Genomic DNA, 16,736 nt, shown 5'->3' with positions numbered 1-16,736 from the left:
ACTTTCGAGCGTTAAATTTAATCTATTCGATTAAAAATTTGAGATAAAGACTTTTAACTTCTAGCTATATTAAACTAAAGTTAAGAAAAGCCTCGGTAGAATATCGAGGCTTTTTAATATTATCCAATTACCTCAACCCGACTTGAACCTGAACCAATGGGTTGTACCTGAATCTGTACAGGAATCCGTTCATGCATTTCTTGAATATGGGAAATTAAAATCACTTTTCGTCCCTGACTTTGTAGTTGATCAAGCGCATTCATGACCATATGAAGCGAAGATGCATCGAGAGTCCCAAAGCCTTCATCAATAAATAAAGATTCGATTTTCATTGAACCAGAAGCCATATTGGCAATCGCTAAAGAAATTGCCAAGGCAGTCAGGAACGATTCACCACCAGACAATGAAGCCACAGAACGAGTTTCACCATCCATATCATGGTCGATAATGGCGAGACTCAGCGAATTATCCAAGCGCTTTAATGTATAGCGTTGAGACAACATCGCTAATTGTTGGTTGGCATATTCGAGCAAAATATCCAAGTTATATTGCTGTGCTAAATCTCGGAATTCTTTACCCTTAGAATCGCCAATCAGACTAGAGATTTTATTCCAGCGATGTTCTTGCTGTTGAACCTGCTGGATTTGCTCGGCAAATTGTTTTTGTTTCTCAATGCTACGCTGATGTAACTCAAGTTGAACTTTTAATTGATCTCGCTGATCTGTTGCTTGCTGCAAAACTTCTTGATTGGTATTTATCAATTCAGTGAGTTGTTCAACCTGAATATTCGGTTCTGATTGAAGATGTGTATTCAACTGTTCTTGGATAGTTCTTAGTGCAGAATTTACTTCACTGAGCGTACGATCTGCTTGCTGTATTGCACTCCGAATCTGCTGTTCTTGAGCTGATGAAATCGCAACTAATTCGTTGAGTTGATCTTCTGCAAAATTTTGATATTGAGCTAACCAACTGTTAATTTCAGTTTTACATTGTTCCGAAGACGCATGATTCTGTTGCTGTTGTGATTTGAGTTGATCGAGTACGTTTTTCTGTTGTTCAAAATTTTGACGAGCCTGTTCAAAACTCTGCTTTAACTGCTGATATTGGTTTTGTAAGTGCTGACGTTGTTGATCATGCTGTTGTAACCATTCATTGGCTTTGATTTTAGTTGAACCTGTCATGGTCAAGATTAGTTGATTGGCAGCATCAGTATTTTGTTTGCCTTTAATTTCGATGTCTTTTAGCTGTTGTGCACATTCAACTTGTTGAGTGGTAAGTCCTACCAAATTGCTCTTTAATAAAATTAGCTGCTGATCGAATTGGTCTTTCTGTTTGGTGAGTGATTCCGCATGTTCTATTTGTTGGCTGCGTTGTTGCAATGCGTGTAAGACTTGTTGTGAGAATGACACGCCTTGCTTAGACCAAGAGGTTTTATCGTCTGTCTTGAGACAGTCCACGATATGATGAATCTGTTGTTGTAAGTGTTGTACGGTCTCAAGTTGATGACGGGTATTCTGAATATTTTGATTGAGCGTATGCTGATCTTTATTGGCTTGGTTAAGTTGTTGTAATTCCTTTTCAAGCTGTTGTTGAGCCTGCGTCGACTCTAAAATGAATGTTTGCATCTTATTCGTGATGTCATGCTCACTGAGATTGAAATCGAGTTGAATATTCGTCTGTGATACATGCTGTTGTAACACTTGATCATGTGTTTTTAATTTTTCATTCAACTGCTGTAACTGTTGTTGCAATTGAGTTTGTTCAGTATGGCTTTGGGTGAAGTGTTGTTGTGTATTTTGCCAAAGCTGGAAAAGCTGTTGTTCTTGTTGAATTGCTTGTTGTTCTTGTTGTTGCTGTAATTCATATAGCGCTTTAGAGATTTGACTCTCATCATCACGATAAGGATGCTCGGTACTGCCACAGACTAGACAGGCTTCGCCGTGTTTGAGTTCAGCACGTAGATGTTCAATATTTTCAGCATGCAGTAGACGTTGTTGTTGCAAAACCTGTTGTAGTTTCTCGCGTTCAGTTTTAGCAGCGTGATAATCTTGTTCAGTTTTTTTGCTGCGTTGTTCTAGCTGTTGAGATTGATTTTGCGCAGCGTCAAATTTGTTTTGAGAAGAAACAACTTCATTTTTTAATTCAAAATACTGCTGAAGTTTTTGTTGAATTACATCCAATTGATTAAGGCGAAGCTGTTGAGCTTCTTTTGATTTCAATTGCTGCTCAATACGCTGTTCAATGTGTTGGGTTGTGCCAAATTTCGCGATTAAACTGTCGAATGTATTTTGATCTTGCTCAAGTTTCGCTTGTGCTTGTTGAATAGAACCGAGCGCATTTTCTACTTTTTGATATTGCTGAATAAATTGCTTGAGTTGTTGAATATGGGCATTTAAACCTTTATCTAAAGGCGCGTATTGAGCACTGTGTTCTAACTGTTCTAAACAGGTCGTATGTTGCGTAATTAAATTTTTAATGCGTTGTTCAAGCTGTTGTTGTTGCTCAATGAGTGGTTGCTGCTGGCTTTCCAGTTGAGTCAGTCGATTTTTAGTGTTGTTATAGTTTTCTTTAATATGTTCACGTTTTTGCAAATATACTCTTAAATCGACAAGTTCTGGTTGATACTTTTGTTCGAAATCTTGAAATTGATTGAGTGTAGTGTCGGCTTGTGTATACAGCGATTTCTGTTGCTCAAATTGAGTCGTTAAGGCACTAAACTCATGATGCTTTTGTTGAATCTGTGGTGTGAGTTGTTGCAATGTTTTTTGCAACTGTTGCTCTTGAAATACAACAGGGCGTATCTCAGCAAACTGTTCTAATTGACCCAGTAATTGGCGATCTTTGGTAATGGTTTCTTGTGCTTTAAGTTGCTGATCATACTGTTGTTGTTTTAATCCAATTTCATTGTTGATTTTATCTCGTTGCTCAAACCATTGCTGTTGTTGTTTGAGGTGATTTTTTTCAATTTCAAGCTGTTGAACCTGCTGTTGTTTTTGTTGAAAATGGTTCTGTAATTCAGCAACTTCTTCATCTGAACGGATGTCGATATGACCCAGTATATTTTCCAGTTGTTTGCGTTGATTGCTGATATCACGGGTTTTTTCAAAAGCCAATTGTCCAATCTTGGCGAAAATACTAGAGTTGGTGAGATATTCTAATAATTCACCACGTTCATTATCACGTGCTTTTAAAAATGCGGTCACTTCGGATTGCGCGAGTAACACGGCACGGGTGAATTGTTCAAAACTGAGTTGGGTAATGTGTTGAATATGATTTTCTACGGCTTTGGTTTTATCTGCAATCACCACACCATCAGTCAGGCATTTTAATGACCGTTGTACACTTTGTAGTTTGCCATTTGGGTTTTCACGGGCGCGTTTAATTTCCCAACGTGCTTGATAATGTTTTTGATCCTGAGCAACAAAACACAGTTCAGCAAAACCATGTCCCGTCCCACGACGTAATACTGTCAAAGGGGAATTAGTCAGCAGCTCTGAACCATCAACATCGACCAGTTTGCCATCGCTCGATTTAAGACGAGGAATTTGATTGAACAAAGCTAAACACATCGCATCAAGTAGTGTAGATTTACCTGCGCCTGTTTTGCCGACAATGGCAATTAAACCAGCACTTGCCAGTGGTTCGCTTTCAAAATCAATAAAATGTTCACCTGCAAGAGATGCCAAATTTTTAAGTCGAATCGATAAAATTTTCACGGCAAATCCTTAAACAGTCTGATCATCTTCAAGTTGTTTTTGTGCTTCAGCAACGAGGCTCATAAAGTCTTTGATAACTTCACTATCGTTGTCATATCCTTTTTTCTCCCAAATTTGTTCGAAAAGCTTTTCAGGTGTTGGCGGTTCTAAATTGATACTTTGCTTAGTTTCAGTTGAGTTTTCAGTAGACAAATACTGTCTTGAAATGCGTACCAAGCGATAACGATCTTTAGGTAGCGCATCTTCAAATTGTTGTCTTAAATTGGGTTGTGGTGGTGTGGCAGTGTGGTATTCGATATCGACATATTCTCGGTGATCAATGTTTTCGATGGGTTCATTGGGTAAATTTTTAAGACGCTGCATGACTTCATTCAATTCGCCTTTGATTTTATGCAACTGAATTGATCGTGGAATCGCAATGGCATCAAAAGAAAATTTATTTTCAACATTTGCTGAGTCAATTGTGACATCGACCACTTGATGTTTGTAGTTAATTTCACTAAAGGAAAGTGGGATTGGTGAGCCGCTATAGCGAATATGAGGATGTTGAACTTTCTGCGGTTTATGCAAATGCCCAAGTGCCACATAATCAATACTGTCGTCGAATAAAGTAGTCGAAAGTGCTTCTTCATTGCCAATAATAATTGGTCGTTCTGAATCGGAAGTTTCTCCACCTTGCATATGTGCATGTGACATTAAAATCAGTGCTTGGTCATCTGTTTTACGATGTTTAGCTTCTTCAATTAATTGTTGATGTAAATAAGCAATCGCATTTTGGCTGTTGGTGGTGTGTTCATTAAACCCAGTGATTTCTGCTGAACGCAAGAAAGGTAGGGCAATACACCATGCCACAATCTGTTTTTGCTCATCATAAATCGGTAAAATTAAACGCTCCAAGTCGAGGCTTTTGTCTTGATTCCAACGAATCACGCCGACGGTTTTGGCATTATATTTTTCTAATAAAGGCTCAACTTGTTCGATACGATAACCTGAGTCATGATTACCTGCAATCATTAAGGTTTGCATCTGTGGCGCAAGATCATGCGCATCTGCAAGGAATTGATAAAGTTGTTTTTGTGCTTGTGAACTTGGATTGATGACATCAAAAATATCACCCGCGATCAGTAGCGCATGCGGTTGTTTTATTTTGATCTGTTCCAGTAACCATGCAAGAAATTGTTCATGTTCATATTGGCGTGAGTGGTTATAAAAAAACTGTCCCAAATGCCAGTCAGACGTATGAAAAAAACGCACAGTCATGAAATAGAAAATCCCTATTTTTGAATAAGGATAAGGTAGCATAAATTGGTACTTAAAATAGGATCGTGTTATCTGAATGTATGAGGGAAGATCAAAGCCATAAAATAAAAGCCCCAAATTATTTACATAATTTAGGGCATTTTGCTGTCAGATTAATGATGCATATCACTTTCCATTTTCCACGGTAATGTGCTTGGTGAAATATGCAAGAAGTGAAGATATTTCTCAAACTGATTTAAAATATCATTGATAAGAGAACTTTGATCGAAACCATACACATCATACGCTCGACCACCACGAAGTAAGAAAACCTCAGCGCGATAATATTTTTCTTGATCAGCGTATTCTTTACGCTTCAAGTCTTTCATGTAGCTTGGAATCGTATATTCACACATCCTAACCTCGTAGATAAATTCAACATTATCGAGTTCGGATAGTCTGAGTTGTACTCGCGTATTGACTTCATCGTAAATCACTTCAAAGGGCCAATCTTTATCTTGGAAACCTTGTTTTACTGCTTCCATACTTTGATAAGCCGTTGTTGCGATAAATTGGCTCACTTGTTGCTGAGTTGGGAACGTTACAAGACAGTGTAGACGACGTTGAATTAAGGATTCTGTATCATCACTTTTTTCAGGGGCGTGTTGGGTCGGTTGATGGTGAGTTAAGCTTGCATTGCGATGTTGTTCAATCACCAAGGCTCGGCACATTCCAATAATTGCAATCAACATAATGATGGTAAAGGGCAGCGCACTGACAATAGAGGCCGTTTGTAAAGCCGTTAAACCACCAGCAAGTAGTAATGCTGAAGCAATTAATCCTTGTGTGGTCGACCAGAAGATACGTTGCCAAATCGGAGTATCTGTTACTCCGCCAGAGGCAAGGGAATCAATCACTAATGAGCCTGAATCTGCTGAGGTTACGAAGAACGTAATAATTAAAATAACACTGAGAAAGGATAATAAAGACGTGAGTGGCAAATGTTCATAGAGCTTAAATAAGGCAATTGCTTTATCTTGTTGAACATCTTGCACCAGTGAGCGATAACCCTCGACCATAATCATATGCAGAGCGGTATCACCGAAGACTGAAAACCATAAGAACGTGAAAAAGGTTGGAATGAGCATAATACCGACAATAAACTGTCGAATGGTTCGTCCACGACTAATTTTCGCAATAAAGATACCAACAAATGGTGCCCATGAAATCGTCCAGCCAAAGATGAATAAAGTCCAGTTTCCGATCCAGTCATTTGATGTATAGGCTTGTAAACTAAAAGTTCGTTCAACTAAATTACTGAGATAGCTTCCTGTATTTTCAACAAATGTTTGTAAAATAAATAAGGTTGGGCCAACAATAAATACAAACAACATGAGCGCAACAGCAAGTCCAATATTAATAATGGAGAGTCGCTTAATGCCTTTATCCATACCTGCAACAACGGAAAAAGTTGCCAACAGTGTGATAATTAAAATGGTTGCAATCTGCACAGGCGTGCTAATTGGGATAGAAGGGAATAAGTAATTCATCCCCGTATTAATTTGCGTTACAGATAATCCTAAGGTCGTGGCAATCCCGAATAAAGTTCCTAGAATTGCAAAGGTATCAACGGTATGTCCCATCCAGCCATTAATGTGATTTCCAATTAAGGGGAATAATGTCGAACGCATTGCCAGTGGTAGGCCATGACGAAAAGTGAAATAGGCAAGTGATAAGCCAACTACGCCATAGATGGCCCAGATATGGAAACCCCAATGGAAATAGGCGATTTGCATGGCTTGTTTTGCGGCATCTACGCTTTCTGGTGTCCCTTGAGGTGGCTGACTAAAATGCAAAACAGGTTCGGCCACCCCAAAGAATAAAAGCGCAATACCATAACCTGCTGAAAATAGCATCGCGAACCATGATAAAAAACTATATTCTGGCTCAGCGTGATCAGGGCCTAATCTGATATTTCCCCAGCTACTCATTGCGATCCCAACAATAAAAATAAGAAATGTTGCGACGGCTAACATGTAGAACCAACCAAAAGTATGGGTTACATAGTTAAGAACTTCTGAGAAAAATTGACCTGCTAATTCTGGATTACTGATTGTTCCAAATAGCACGAAGACAATGACGATAACGGCTGGAATAAAAACAGGAAGTAAGATTGCTGTTTTAAAAAATCCTTTTGTTTCTGTAGTGGAAGTCATACAAAACCTTTCCTTTCGATATTTTTCTTAAATTTTTTAAGTCGATAGAGGGTTCGTATAACATCATTGATAGATGATAATGCGTTTGAATCTATAAGAATAAGTGTGTGCTTTGCTCGACATCATTTTCTTCATATTGACTATAATAACGTCAAAATGATGATGCGACAAATCAGTGCACATGGTTGAAATGGTCAGGCGAAGTTAAAAGTTGATCCGTTTAGTTTGAGAATTCAGACATATTTTTATATTGATTTTATCGAGCTAAATTTTGAAAAACTAAATTAAATCAGTATTTAATGAAGTTTGTATTAAAAAAAATCACTGTTTATTCATTTTCCTAATCAATGCAAAAATACCTAAAATATGATGATTGAAATACTTTTAATTAAATCAAAAAAAGAGTTGTGTTGAAGCCAAAAAATCTACAAGACATACATTGAAGATATTTAAACCATCAATTAGTTTGTTACCGAGATGATGATTACAAAGAGGAAAATAAAATGAGCTTAGGAAAAGTAAGCCGAGAAATAATGGGACATATTATGTTGATCGGCTTAGATCGGGTCGCAAAGCGTAATGCTTTTGACAGTCATATGATTGCCGATTTATCCCTAGCCTTAACTGAATATGAAAATAATCCTGAATTGCGTTGCGCCGTGATTTTTGCACATGGTGATCATTTCACTGCGGGTTTAGATCTGGTCGAATTACAACCGAAAATTCCACAAGGAATTTTTAATTTTGAGGAAGGTCAAGTAAATCCTTGGGGTGTGAGTGGACGACATAGAACGAAACCTATTGTTGTCGCCGTACAAGGCTTTTGTTATACCGCAGGCGTTGAGTTAATGCTCAATGCGGATGTAGTGATTGCAAGTGAAGACACCATATTTGGACAGCTTGAAGTATTACGTGGAATTATGCCATTTGGTGGCGCGACAGTAAGATTTGTACAAGCAGCAGGTTGGCAAAAAGCGATGCCATATTTGTTAACGGGTAAAACCTTTGATACCCAAACAGCAGATAAACTTAATTTGCTTTCGGAGATCGTTGAAAAAGGTAAACAGCTAGATCGCGCTATCGAGGTAGCTCAAGAAATTTGTATTGCCGCACCTTTGGCAGTACAGGCCTTATTGGCATCAGCAACCGATGCTGTAACCGAAGGACAGATGTTTGCATTTCAGAAAATGGATAGTTATCTCAAACCGTTATTTTCATCTCAAGATGCCCAAGAGGGTGTAAGGGCTATGCTTGAAAGACGACTACCTGATTTTAAAGGAAAATGAAGTTTAAGTTTTTCTGATTGTTTATATAACATATTGGGATGACCGGTTTATTTGGCATTTTCATCGACCTCGCAAATCCCAAATACATTGTGATCCAAATCGACAAAATAGCCTTGCCAGCAACGATTTGGTATCGCAAATTTTGGCATAGCAACAGTACCGCCTAAATTTAAGATTTTATTTGCCGTTTCATCAAAGTTTTCAACTTGAATGGAGCAAGTAAAAGCATTGGTACCACATTCCATAGGTGGTATAGCAACAGGCCGTTGTAATAGACCATCGTGGATTCCATCTGTTTCGATACGATAATATTCAATTGGAAGCCCCTCGATTTTTTCGAAATGCCAATCAAACACAGATTGATAAAAATGGATGTCACGCTTTGGATCTGAAGACTGAATTTCAAAATAAATAAGATGATTCATATTTTTATCCTTGTTATTTTTGTTGGTGATAAAAAATAAAAACCGACGATTCGAGTGATGAGAAATCGTCGGTCAAAATCTTTATTAAAGGTTTTGGCTGCTAACAAAACCTTTGCCAAAGATGGAGAGTCATAATGAAAGGTCACCGAAAAATATTGCGGATGCCGTGCAATGAACATTCGGTTGCTGCGACCTTGTACCCTATATAACGCTGCTCGATGAGGATTGGTTGACATAAAAATGAAAAAAAAGAGAAAAAAATTTATAATTATTTTTCAAAGCCGATTCTATTAGGTTTATCTTTATGATTTCATTGCGTTTGTACTATATTTGGTTTTTTATTATTTGTCTGCTTGCAACTTTGATAGCTGGTATCTTGGCTGCAATTTTACCGAATAGTGTAGGCGGTGTGTTAACAGCGATTCCTTATTTGATCGCGATAATTTTTGTTTTATTCAGATTTCTAAAAAAACAGCGTCGTGCGCCAACACCTCAAGAGAAAAAACGATTAACACTGGGCTTTACTTTGATCTTTTGGGGGTATAACGCTTGTGGTTTATTGCTTGGTTTATTTATCTTTGCACGTAAAGACCCTGAAATTTGGCAGAACTTTTTATTGTATTTAAAACAACCTGCATTTTTATTGACAGTTTTAGCCATGTGGTTCGTCATTGCCGTTCCATTATTTTTGATTACTTTTTGGTTTTATGGCCCACAAGCTCAACGAATGGCGAACAAGATGTTTAATACGCACTAAAAAAGTTCACTTGTAATTCACTTTTATTTTGCTAAGACTACAAATACACATAATTTTTGATAGGTCGTGAGATGCAAAAATTGACTGTATTGGTAACGGGAGCAAGTGGTTTCATAGGTTCCCATCTTTTAGCTTATTTATTGGAAAGACAATATAAAGTCATCGCATTGACGCGGCAAAGGAATAAATCATCGGATCATCCTGATCTGTATTGGGTGAATCATTTTGAGCAAATAGAGACGACACAAATTGATTATGTTGTAAATCTGGCAGGGGAGAATATTGGCGCTAAGCGTTGGACTGAAAGTCGTAAACAACAGCTGATTGAAAGCCGTGTTGCAATGACGCAAAAACTGTATGAATGGCTAGATGTACATCAAATCTTCCCCAAGTGCATTATTTCTGGTTCTGCAATTGGTTATTACGGCATTGATCCAAATGAACAATGGGCGGTAAGTTGCGATGAAAATACACCGCCCCAAGCTATATTTATGTCTGAACTTTGCCAAAAATGGGAGCAAATGGCGCTCAAATTCACTGCACAAAACACCAAAATCATTCGTTTGGGGGTTGTGTTTGGTCATGGTGGAATTCTGCCGCAAATGTTACTGCCCATTCGTTTAAATACCGTGGGGCGAATTGCATCTGGAAGACAGCCGATTGTATGGATTCATATCCAAGATGTGCTTAGCGCAATCGAATTTTTATTCACATCTGATCAAGCACAAAAAGTCTATAATTTGGTTGCACCTGAGCAATCAAATCAGCAGCAATTTGTAAAAGTTGCGGCAAAAATTTTAAAGCGTAAGCCGCTACTGCCAATGCCTAAATGTATTTTTGAATTGATGTTAGGTGAACAGTCTCAATTGATTTTAAATGGTCAATTTGTTGAACCCAAAGCTTTGGTTGAGTATGGTTTTCAATTCCAATATCCAACACTTGAATCAGCCCTCAAAGACATTTTAACTCGTCATCAATAATGTTTTTTCTAAGCGGCTAGGTGAATAGGTGCTGGGATTGACAATGGTATTTTGTTCTAAAATCAATTGGCGTAGTAAAAGGGCAGAGCCAGAACCCATACATAGTCCGTTGCGAAAATGTCCAAAGTTTGCCCAAAGGTTTTCGATATCAGGCATTTGACCAATATAAGGAATACCTTTAGGCGAGCTTGGGCGTAGACCAGCCCAACGCTTTACAATTGGAAACTGCGCAAGTTCGGGCACCATTTCTAAGCAAGCATCTAAAATATTCTGTTGTGTTTGCCTATCGGTACTTGTATTGAAACCAACTTCCGCCATGCTTGAGCCACATACGATATGCCCATCTTGGCGAGGAATCAGATACATCACACGATTCATGCACATGGTAGGTAACCAGTTTTCGGGTGTTTTGAATAATAGCATTTGCCCTTGAACTGGATGAACTGGAATTTCTCGTTGCAGTTGTTCTAGCCAATGCTGACTCCATGCGCCTGAAGCCAGTACCACATGGTCTGCATAAAAACGCTGTCCGTCATTGAGTTGTATGCCTTGTGCTTTATGATTTTGAATCAGTAGCTTTTCAATTGGACAATGTTCAAAAAATTGAACGAGGGGATGTTGTTTTAAATAGCGAATCAGTGATTGCAATAGTCGTGGATTACGCACATTGGATAATTGTGGGAAATAAATCGCTTGTTGAAATTGTGCCGAAATATGCGGATTAACATGTTCTAATTTTTCTCTATTTAATAAATGAGCCTGTTGCATAGGTTCATTAAATTGAGTTGCATAATCGAGACCAACTTTAAAATCTTCCTGATCAAAAATCAGCATGCCTGTATCGTGGATTTGAAAGTCGATTCCTGTAATCGGCAGCAGCTTTTCATTCCATATTTGGTACAGAGATTTACCATGTTGAGCAAGTTGATTGACCTCTGGTGCATATCGCCAAGGGTACATCGGAGAAAGGATTCCTCCACCTGCCCAAGAAGCAGCTTGCCCCGCTTGCTGTTGATCAAAAATGTCGACTGAACAGCCTTGTTCAACAAGTTCTAATGCGGTCATTAATCCGCTGATACCCGCACCAATGATGGCAATATGCATGTTAACCAGTTTTATTTGCTTAATTTGGGTGAGCGCCCAAATTTGATCTAAATTAATAAGAATAAATACGGCGGAGTCTTGCCGAGTTCTCAATCTATTCTATGCTTAGCCTTCAGCTAGACTTACTTTGGTTTGCCCTGAGAAGCGTTTGAAGCTTCGTAAGAGCAAAGGCATTGTCATCCGCAAAACTCGTTGTTTACCATCAACTCGTTTAGTTAATCGCAGAAACATCATTCTTTTAATGTTGTCCTGTCTCAAACAATTGCGGATGACGTTTCCGAGTATCCAATTTCAGTATAAGGTTTTATACCAAAATCAGATCAATCATTTCATCTCTTTCAGTTTACGCGCTGCATCTTCAGCGAAATACGTCCAAATCCCATCAGCACCAGCACGACGGCAGCACATTAACGACTCTAGAATGACACTTTCAGATAACCAGCCATTTTGAATCGCACCCGCAAGCATGGCGTACTCACCACTGACTTGATAGATAAAAGTTGGCACACCAAACGTATCTTTTACTTCACGGACAATATCTAAATAAGGCATACCTGGTTTGACGATCACCATGTCTGCACCTTCTTGAATATCAAGGGCGATTTCATGCAGTGCCTCTGCACGGTTGCTGACATCCATTTGGTAATTATATTTATTGCCGCCTTTTAGATTGCTGGCAGAACCAACTGCATCACGGAATGGACCGTAGAAACTTGAGGCATATTTAGCCGAATACGCCATGATATTGGTATAAATAAAACTATTTTGTTCAAGCGCTTGGCGAATTGCACCAATACGACCGTCCATCATATCACTTGGTGCAACGACATCTGCACCCGCAGCTGCATGGCTAAGTGCTTGCTTCACGAGGCATTCAACTGTTTCGTCATTGAGCACATAACCTGTCTCATCAATGATACCGTCCTGACCATGTGTTGTATAAGGATCAAGTGCACCATCAGTAATGAGTACCATTTCTGGCAATTCTTTTTTTAGTAAGCGACAGGTTGTTTGTACTAAACCATTTTCATCCCATGCCGCTTCCGCTGTTAGGCTTTTGTCTTCTTGTGGCGTGACTGGAAATAATGCAAGCTTTGATACACCCAGTTCCAGTAAGCTTTCTGCTTTTTTTAACAGCAAGTCAGCTGATAAGCGTTGCACATTTGGCATGCTTGGAATGTCTTGCGTTTGTTGCTGTCCTGGTAATACAAATACTGGATAAATCAGGTGATTTGCTGTGAGTTGTGTTTCGCTGACCATGGCACGAAGTTGGTCATTTTTACGGATACGGCGCATGCGCGTCGCTGGGAAAGCTGGGCGATTGAACGTATAAGTCATAACAATCTCGATGTTCAGTATTACACTATAGGAATTATTGAATCATTTAAGTCATGCTAGGGGAGAAAACTTAGCGGCTTAGATCAATTGAAAAACCTAGCTATTGTAGCCCCATATTTTAAAGTTTGTGCAAAATAATGGGGCATTTATCGTTCCCTTGGATGTTAGCAGCGTATGAATGATGTAAAGAGAAACTGGACTGGAAATATTCAATTAGGTGCAAAGGCAGATCATGACATGGTCTTGAAGCAGCTTTGTAAAGCATTTAATGCCTGTCCTTTTTTTAAGTACAGTGGCATGGTCATGCGTGTCGTTGATGATCAGATTGAAGGATATTTTGAAATGCAGCCTGAGTTGGTAGGAAATGTCGCATTTCAAATTTTACATGGTGGAGTTGCTGCAACAATGTTAGATAGCATTGGTGGTGTTGTTGCAATGGAACAGCTCTATCGCCGTGCAACGCCTGAGGATTTACCCGATACCATCAAAAAAGTGTCGCGTTTGGCGACAGTTGATATGCGTGTGGATTATCTTGCGCCGGGTCGTGGAAAATATTTTATTGCTCGAGCAGAAACTTTACGTTTAGGACGTAAAGGTTGCACTATGAGAATGACGATGGTCAATGATGAAGGGAAACCGATTGCAACAGCAATTGCTTCATATGCATTTTAAAAAATAGACCAATAATTAAAGCGTCTCAGACGCTTTTTTTATATTTGTATATAAGTTTTACCGAAAATAATTATCAAAATATAAGAATTGAACGCACCAGTTATTTTTTTTATTCTCGCTATGTGATTTTTTGTCGTTAGAATGCTTTTAAATTTTTTGCTCGAATTTTGACCTGTTGTTTTAACATTCGGTTAAGTTTTTAAAAATAGACTGATCGGCTGATTAAACCAAAAGTTAAAATTTTCTTTAATTTTCAGGAATAACTTATGAGTGACGCCCAAGCGAATCAACAAGATGCTGCTTTAAATTCGGCATCAGATGATGCAATGAAAGCAAAACGTAAAAAGTTTTTAGGATTTTTTGCAATCATTCTTATTCTTGCAGCAATTTTGTATGGCATTTGGGCGATTTTCTTCAATCATTCTGTGACTACAGATAACGCTTATGTAGGGGCGGAAACTGCACAAATCACTTCGATGGTGAATGGTCAAGTTGCCGATGTTTTGGTTAAAGATACGCAACAAGTGAAACAGGGTGATGTACTGGTTCGCATTGACGAGCGTGATGCAAAAATTCAATTGGCACAAGCTCAAGCTGAATTGGCAAAAGCGCAACGTCAATATAAACAGAGTCAGGCAAACAGCAGCTCACTTAACTCGCAAGTTGTGGTTCGTAATGATGAAATTACCAGTGCTCAAGCGCAGGTAACCAAAGCACAAGCAGATTTTGATCGTGCTACGCTAGAATTAAAGCGCCGTAATGAACTGGCAGCTTCTGGTGCAATTTCAAAAGAAGAATTGAGTAAAGCACAAAGTGCTGTATCAACAGCAAAAGCAAGTTTGGATTTAGCTCAGGCTGGATTGGCTCAAGCAACGTCAAGCCGTAAAGCAGCTGAAAGTACTTTGGCCGCAAATGAAGCATTGATTCAAGGAGTCAATGAATCATCTACACCTGATGTTTTGGTTGCTCAAGCCCATGTTGAACAAGCTAAATTGGACTTAGATCGTACTGTGATAAGAGCACCAGTCGATGGTGTTGTAACACGTAAAAATATCCAGATTGGACAGCGTGTAGCACCCGGTACAGTGATGATGTCAGTGGTTCCTATTGCTGCGCTTTATGTTGATGCGAACTATAAAGAAAGCCAACTTGCGAAAGTAAAAGCAGGGCAGAAAGTTACACTCAAATCTGATTTATACGGTGATGATGTTGTTTACCACGGTGTAGTTCAAGGCTTCTCTGGCGGTACAGGCGCCGCATTTGCTTTGATTCCGGCTCAGAACGCAACAGGTAACTGGATTAAAGTCGTACAGCGTTTACCTGTACGTATTTCTCTAGATCCAAAAGAGCTTGCTGAACATCCACTGCGTGTCGGCTTGTCGATGGAAGCGGATATTGACCTTACATCGAAGTAATTAGCCATGAAAACGCAAACACCTTTTGCAGAACTGAGTGGCGGACGATTACTACTTGCAGCATTTGTTATCGCACTCTCAAACTTTATGGTGGTCTTAGATACCACCATTGCCAATGTATCTGTACCCCACATCACAGGGAACTTAGCTGTTTCAAGTTCACAAGGGACTTGGGTTATTACGTCCTATGCTGTTGCCGAAGCAATTTGTGTTCCTTTAACTGGTTGGTTGGCTGGACGCTTTGGGACGGTTCGGGTCTTTGTCTTTGGACTGATTGGTTTCACTATTTTTTCATTCCTCTGTGGTTTAGCGACGTCACTGGAAACGTTGGTATTTTTCCGTATAGGTCAAGGGCTTTGTGGTGGTCCACTGATGCCACTCAGCCAAACCTTACTCATGCGTATTTTCCCTCCAGAAAAACATTCACAAGCCATGGGAATGTGGGCAATGACCACTGTCGTTGGCCCAATTTTAGGTCCGATTTTGGGCGGCTTAATCAGTGATAATTTGTCGTGGCACTGGATTTTCTTTATCAACATTCCTGTCGGTATTTTCTGTGTCTTAGCTGCGATACGCTTGCTTTCTGTTGCTGAAACCAAAACTGAAAAATTACGTATTGATGCCATTGGCTTGGGCTTATTGGTGTTGTGGATTGGCGCATTGCAACTCATGCTTGATCTTGGGCATGAGCGGGATTGGTTCAATAGCAGCAGCATTATTATGCTTGCTCTGATCGCTGTTGTTGGCTTTATCGTGTTTATGATATGGGAGCTGACTGAGAAGCATCCTGTGGTCAATCTCTATGTATTTAGGCATCGGGGATTTGCAGTTTCTGTGCTCGCACTGGCTTTTGGCTTTGGCTCATTCTTTGGCAGTATTGTCTTGATCCCGCAATGGTTACAGATCAATTTGGGTTATACCGCAACATGGGCAGGTTATCTCACCGCCACGATGGGATTTGGTAGTTTAACCATGTCGCCTATCGTTGCGAAACTGGCAACGAAATACGATCCACGAGCATTGGCAAGTTTTGGTTTAGCTTTGCTCGGTGTTGTTACCGTCATGCGTATGTTTTGGGTGACCGATGCAGACTTTATGGCCTTGGCATGGCCGCAGATTTTGCAGGGCTTTGCTGTACCGTTTTTCTTTATTCCACTGTCGAATATTGCAATGGGATCGGTATTACCATCAGAAATGGCTTCTGCCGCAGGTTTGATGAACTTTTTAAGGACTATGGCAGGGGCAATCGGTGCATCGATTGCAGTGACGATTTGGGATGATCATACCAAAGTGGCGCGCAGTGAAATGGTTAATATTTTACATCCGCAAGAAGTACAAAATAGCTTGCTTCAAAATGGATTCTCTCCAGATGCAACACTGGGTGTGATTGCGAATTTAGTCGATAAAGAGGCAATTACCATATCAGCCAACCATGTATTTATGCTTTTGGCACTGGTGTTTATATTTGCGAGTGCATTCATTTGGATGAGTCCAAAACCGAAACCGATCTCAGGTGGCCCTGCACCACATTAACTTAGATGAAAATAGATCATTGACTGTAGAAAACTCGGATACTTAATCCGGGTTT

At 39.4% G+C, this 16,736-nt stretch carries 12 protein-coding genes; 6 read left to right on the top strand and 6 right to left on the bottom strand.

The features are described from left to right. Window positions 1–119 precede the first annotated feature (119 nt). The 3 genes from F959_RS13395 to F959_RS13385 all read right to left on the bottom strand — a co-directional run bounded on the left by F959_RS13395 (window position 120) and on the right by F959_RS13385 (window position 7,171). On the bottom strand, window positions 120–3,716 hold the full coding sequence (locus F959_RS13395; RefSeq protein WP_004881034.1) for an AAA family ATPase: 3,597 nt from the start codon (window positions 3,714–3,716) through the stop codon (window positions 120–122). Between the two features lie 9 nt (window positions 3,717–3,725). Next, window positions 3,726–4,976: an exonuclease SbcCD subunit D gene (locus F959_RS13390; protein ID WP_017196917.1), complete on the bottom strand. Its 1,251-nt coding sequence runs from the start codon at window positions 4,974–4,976 to the stop codon at window positions 3,726–3,728. Window positions 4,977–5,128: 152 nt separating this feature from the next. Further along, window positions 5,129–7,171 (bottom strand): BCCT family transporter, encoded by a 2,043-nt coding sequence (locus F959_RS13385; RefSeq protein ID WP_004881031.1) that lies wholly within the window; start codon window positions 7,169–7,171, stop codon window positions 5,129–5,131. A gap of 503 nt (window positions 7,172–7,674) precedes the next feature. Between F959_RS13385 and F959_RS13380 the strand changes: the two genes are divergently transcribed. Then, a complete protein-coding gene (locus F959_RS13380) occupies window positions 7,675–8,457 on the top strand; it encodes a crotonase/enoyl-CoA hydratase family protein (protein ID WP_004881029.1) in 783 nt (260 codons plus the stop codon). A 47-nt stretch (window positions 8,458–8,504) separates the two neighbouring features. On the opposite strand, the gene F959_RS13375 is transcribed toward F959_RS13380, so the two are convergent. Continuing rightward, window positions 8,505–8,882 carry a VOC family protein gene (locus F959_RS13375; protein ID WP_004881027.1) on the bottom strand — a complete coding sequence of 126 codons (378 nt, stop codon included), beginning with the start codon at window positions 8,880–8,882 and terminating at the stop codon, window positions 8,505–8,507. A 304-nt stretch (window positions 8,883–9,186) separates the two neighbouring features. Between F959_RS13375 and F959_RS13370 the strand changes: the two genes are divergently transcribed. Both F959_RS13370 and F959_RS13365 read left to right on the top strand, forming a co-directional pair. After that, the gene (locus F959_RS13370; RefSeq protein ID WP_004881025.1) at window positions 9,187–9,639 is read left to right on the top strand and encodes an ABZJ_00895 family protein; all 453 of its coding nucleotides are present in this window, start codon (window positions 9,187–9,189) and stop codon (window positions 9,637–9,639) included. 71 nt (window positions 9,640–9,710) lie between these two features. After that, on the top strand, window positions 9,711–10,619 hold the full coding sequence (locus tag F959_RS13365) for a TIGR01777 family oxidoreductase (protein ID WP_004881024.1): 909 nt from the start codon (window positions 9,711–9,713) through the stop codon (window positions 10,617–10,619). On the opposite strand, the gene F959_RS13360 is transcribed toward F959_RS13365, so the two are convergent. Both F959_RS13360 and hemB read right to left on the bottom strand, forming a co-directional pair. Continuing rightward, window positions 10,602–11,723: an NAD(P)/FAD-dependent oxidoreductase gene (locus tag F959_RS13360; RefSeq protein WP_004881022.1), complete on the bottom strand. Its 1,122-nt coding sequence runs from the start codon at window positions 11,721–11,723 to the stop codon at window positions 10,602–10,604. The two genes, F959_RS13365 and F959_RS13360, sit on opposite strands and share 18 nt — an antisense overlap. A 324-nt stretch (window positions 11,724–12,047) precedes the next feature. Continuing rightward, the gene (gene hemB, locus F959_RS13355) at window positions 12,048–13,061 is read right to left on the bottom strand and encodes a porphobilinogen synthase (RefSeq protein ID WP_004881021.1); all 1,014 of its coding nucleotides are present in this window, start codon (window positions 13,059–13,061) and stop codon (window positions 12,048–12,050) included. Window positions 13,062–13,235: 174 nt separating this feature from the next. On the opposite strand from hemB, the gene F959_RS13350 reads away from it, so the two are divergent. From F959_RS13350 to F959_RS13340, 3 genes are all read left to right on the top strand, one after another. Further along, window positions 13,236–13,733 carry a thioesterase family protein gene (locus F959_RS13350; protein WP_004881020.1) on the top strand — a complete coding sequence of 166 codons (498 nt, stop codon included), beginning with the start codon at window positions 13,236–13,238 and terminating at the stop codon, window positions 13,731–13,733. Window positions 13,734–13,999: 266 nt separating this feature from the next. Beyond that, on the top strand, window positions 14,000–15,148 hold the full coding sequence (locus F959_RS13345) for an HlyD family secretion protein (RefSeq protein WP_004881018.1): 1,149 nt from the start codon (window positions 14,000–14,002) through the stop codon (window positions 15,146–15,148). A gap of 6 nt (window positions 15,149–15,154) precedes the next feature. After that, window positions 15,155–16,681 (top strand): DHA2 family efflux MFS transporter permease subunit, encoded by a 1,527-nt coding sequence (locus F959_RS13340; RefSeq protein WP_004881017.1) that lies wholly within the window; start codon window positions 15,155–15,157, stop codon window positions 16,679–16,681. The last annotated feature ends 55 nt before the right edge of the window (window positions 16,682–16,736 follow it).

Source organism: Acinetobacter venetianus RAG-1 = CIP 110063 (assembly GCF_000368585.1).
Classification (GTDB): Bacteria; Pseudomonadota; Gammaproteobacteria; order Pseudomonadales; family Moraxellaceae; genus Acinetobacter; species Acinetobacter venetianus.
Note: the sequence above shows the minus strand (reverse complement) of the source record. Positions and strands in the feature narration are given on the sequence as shown.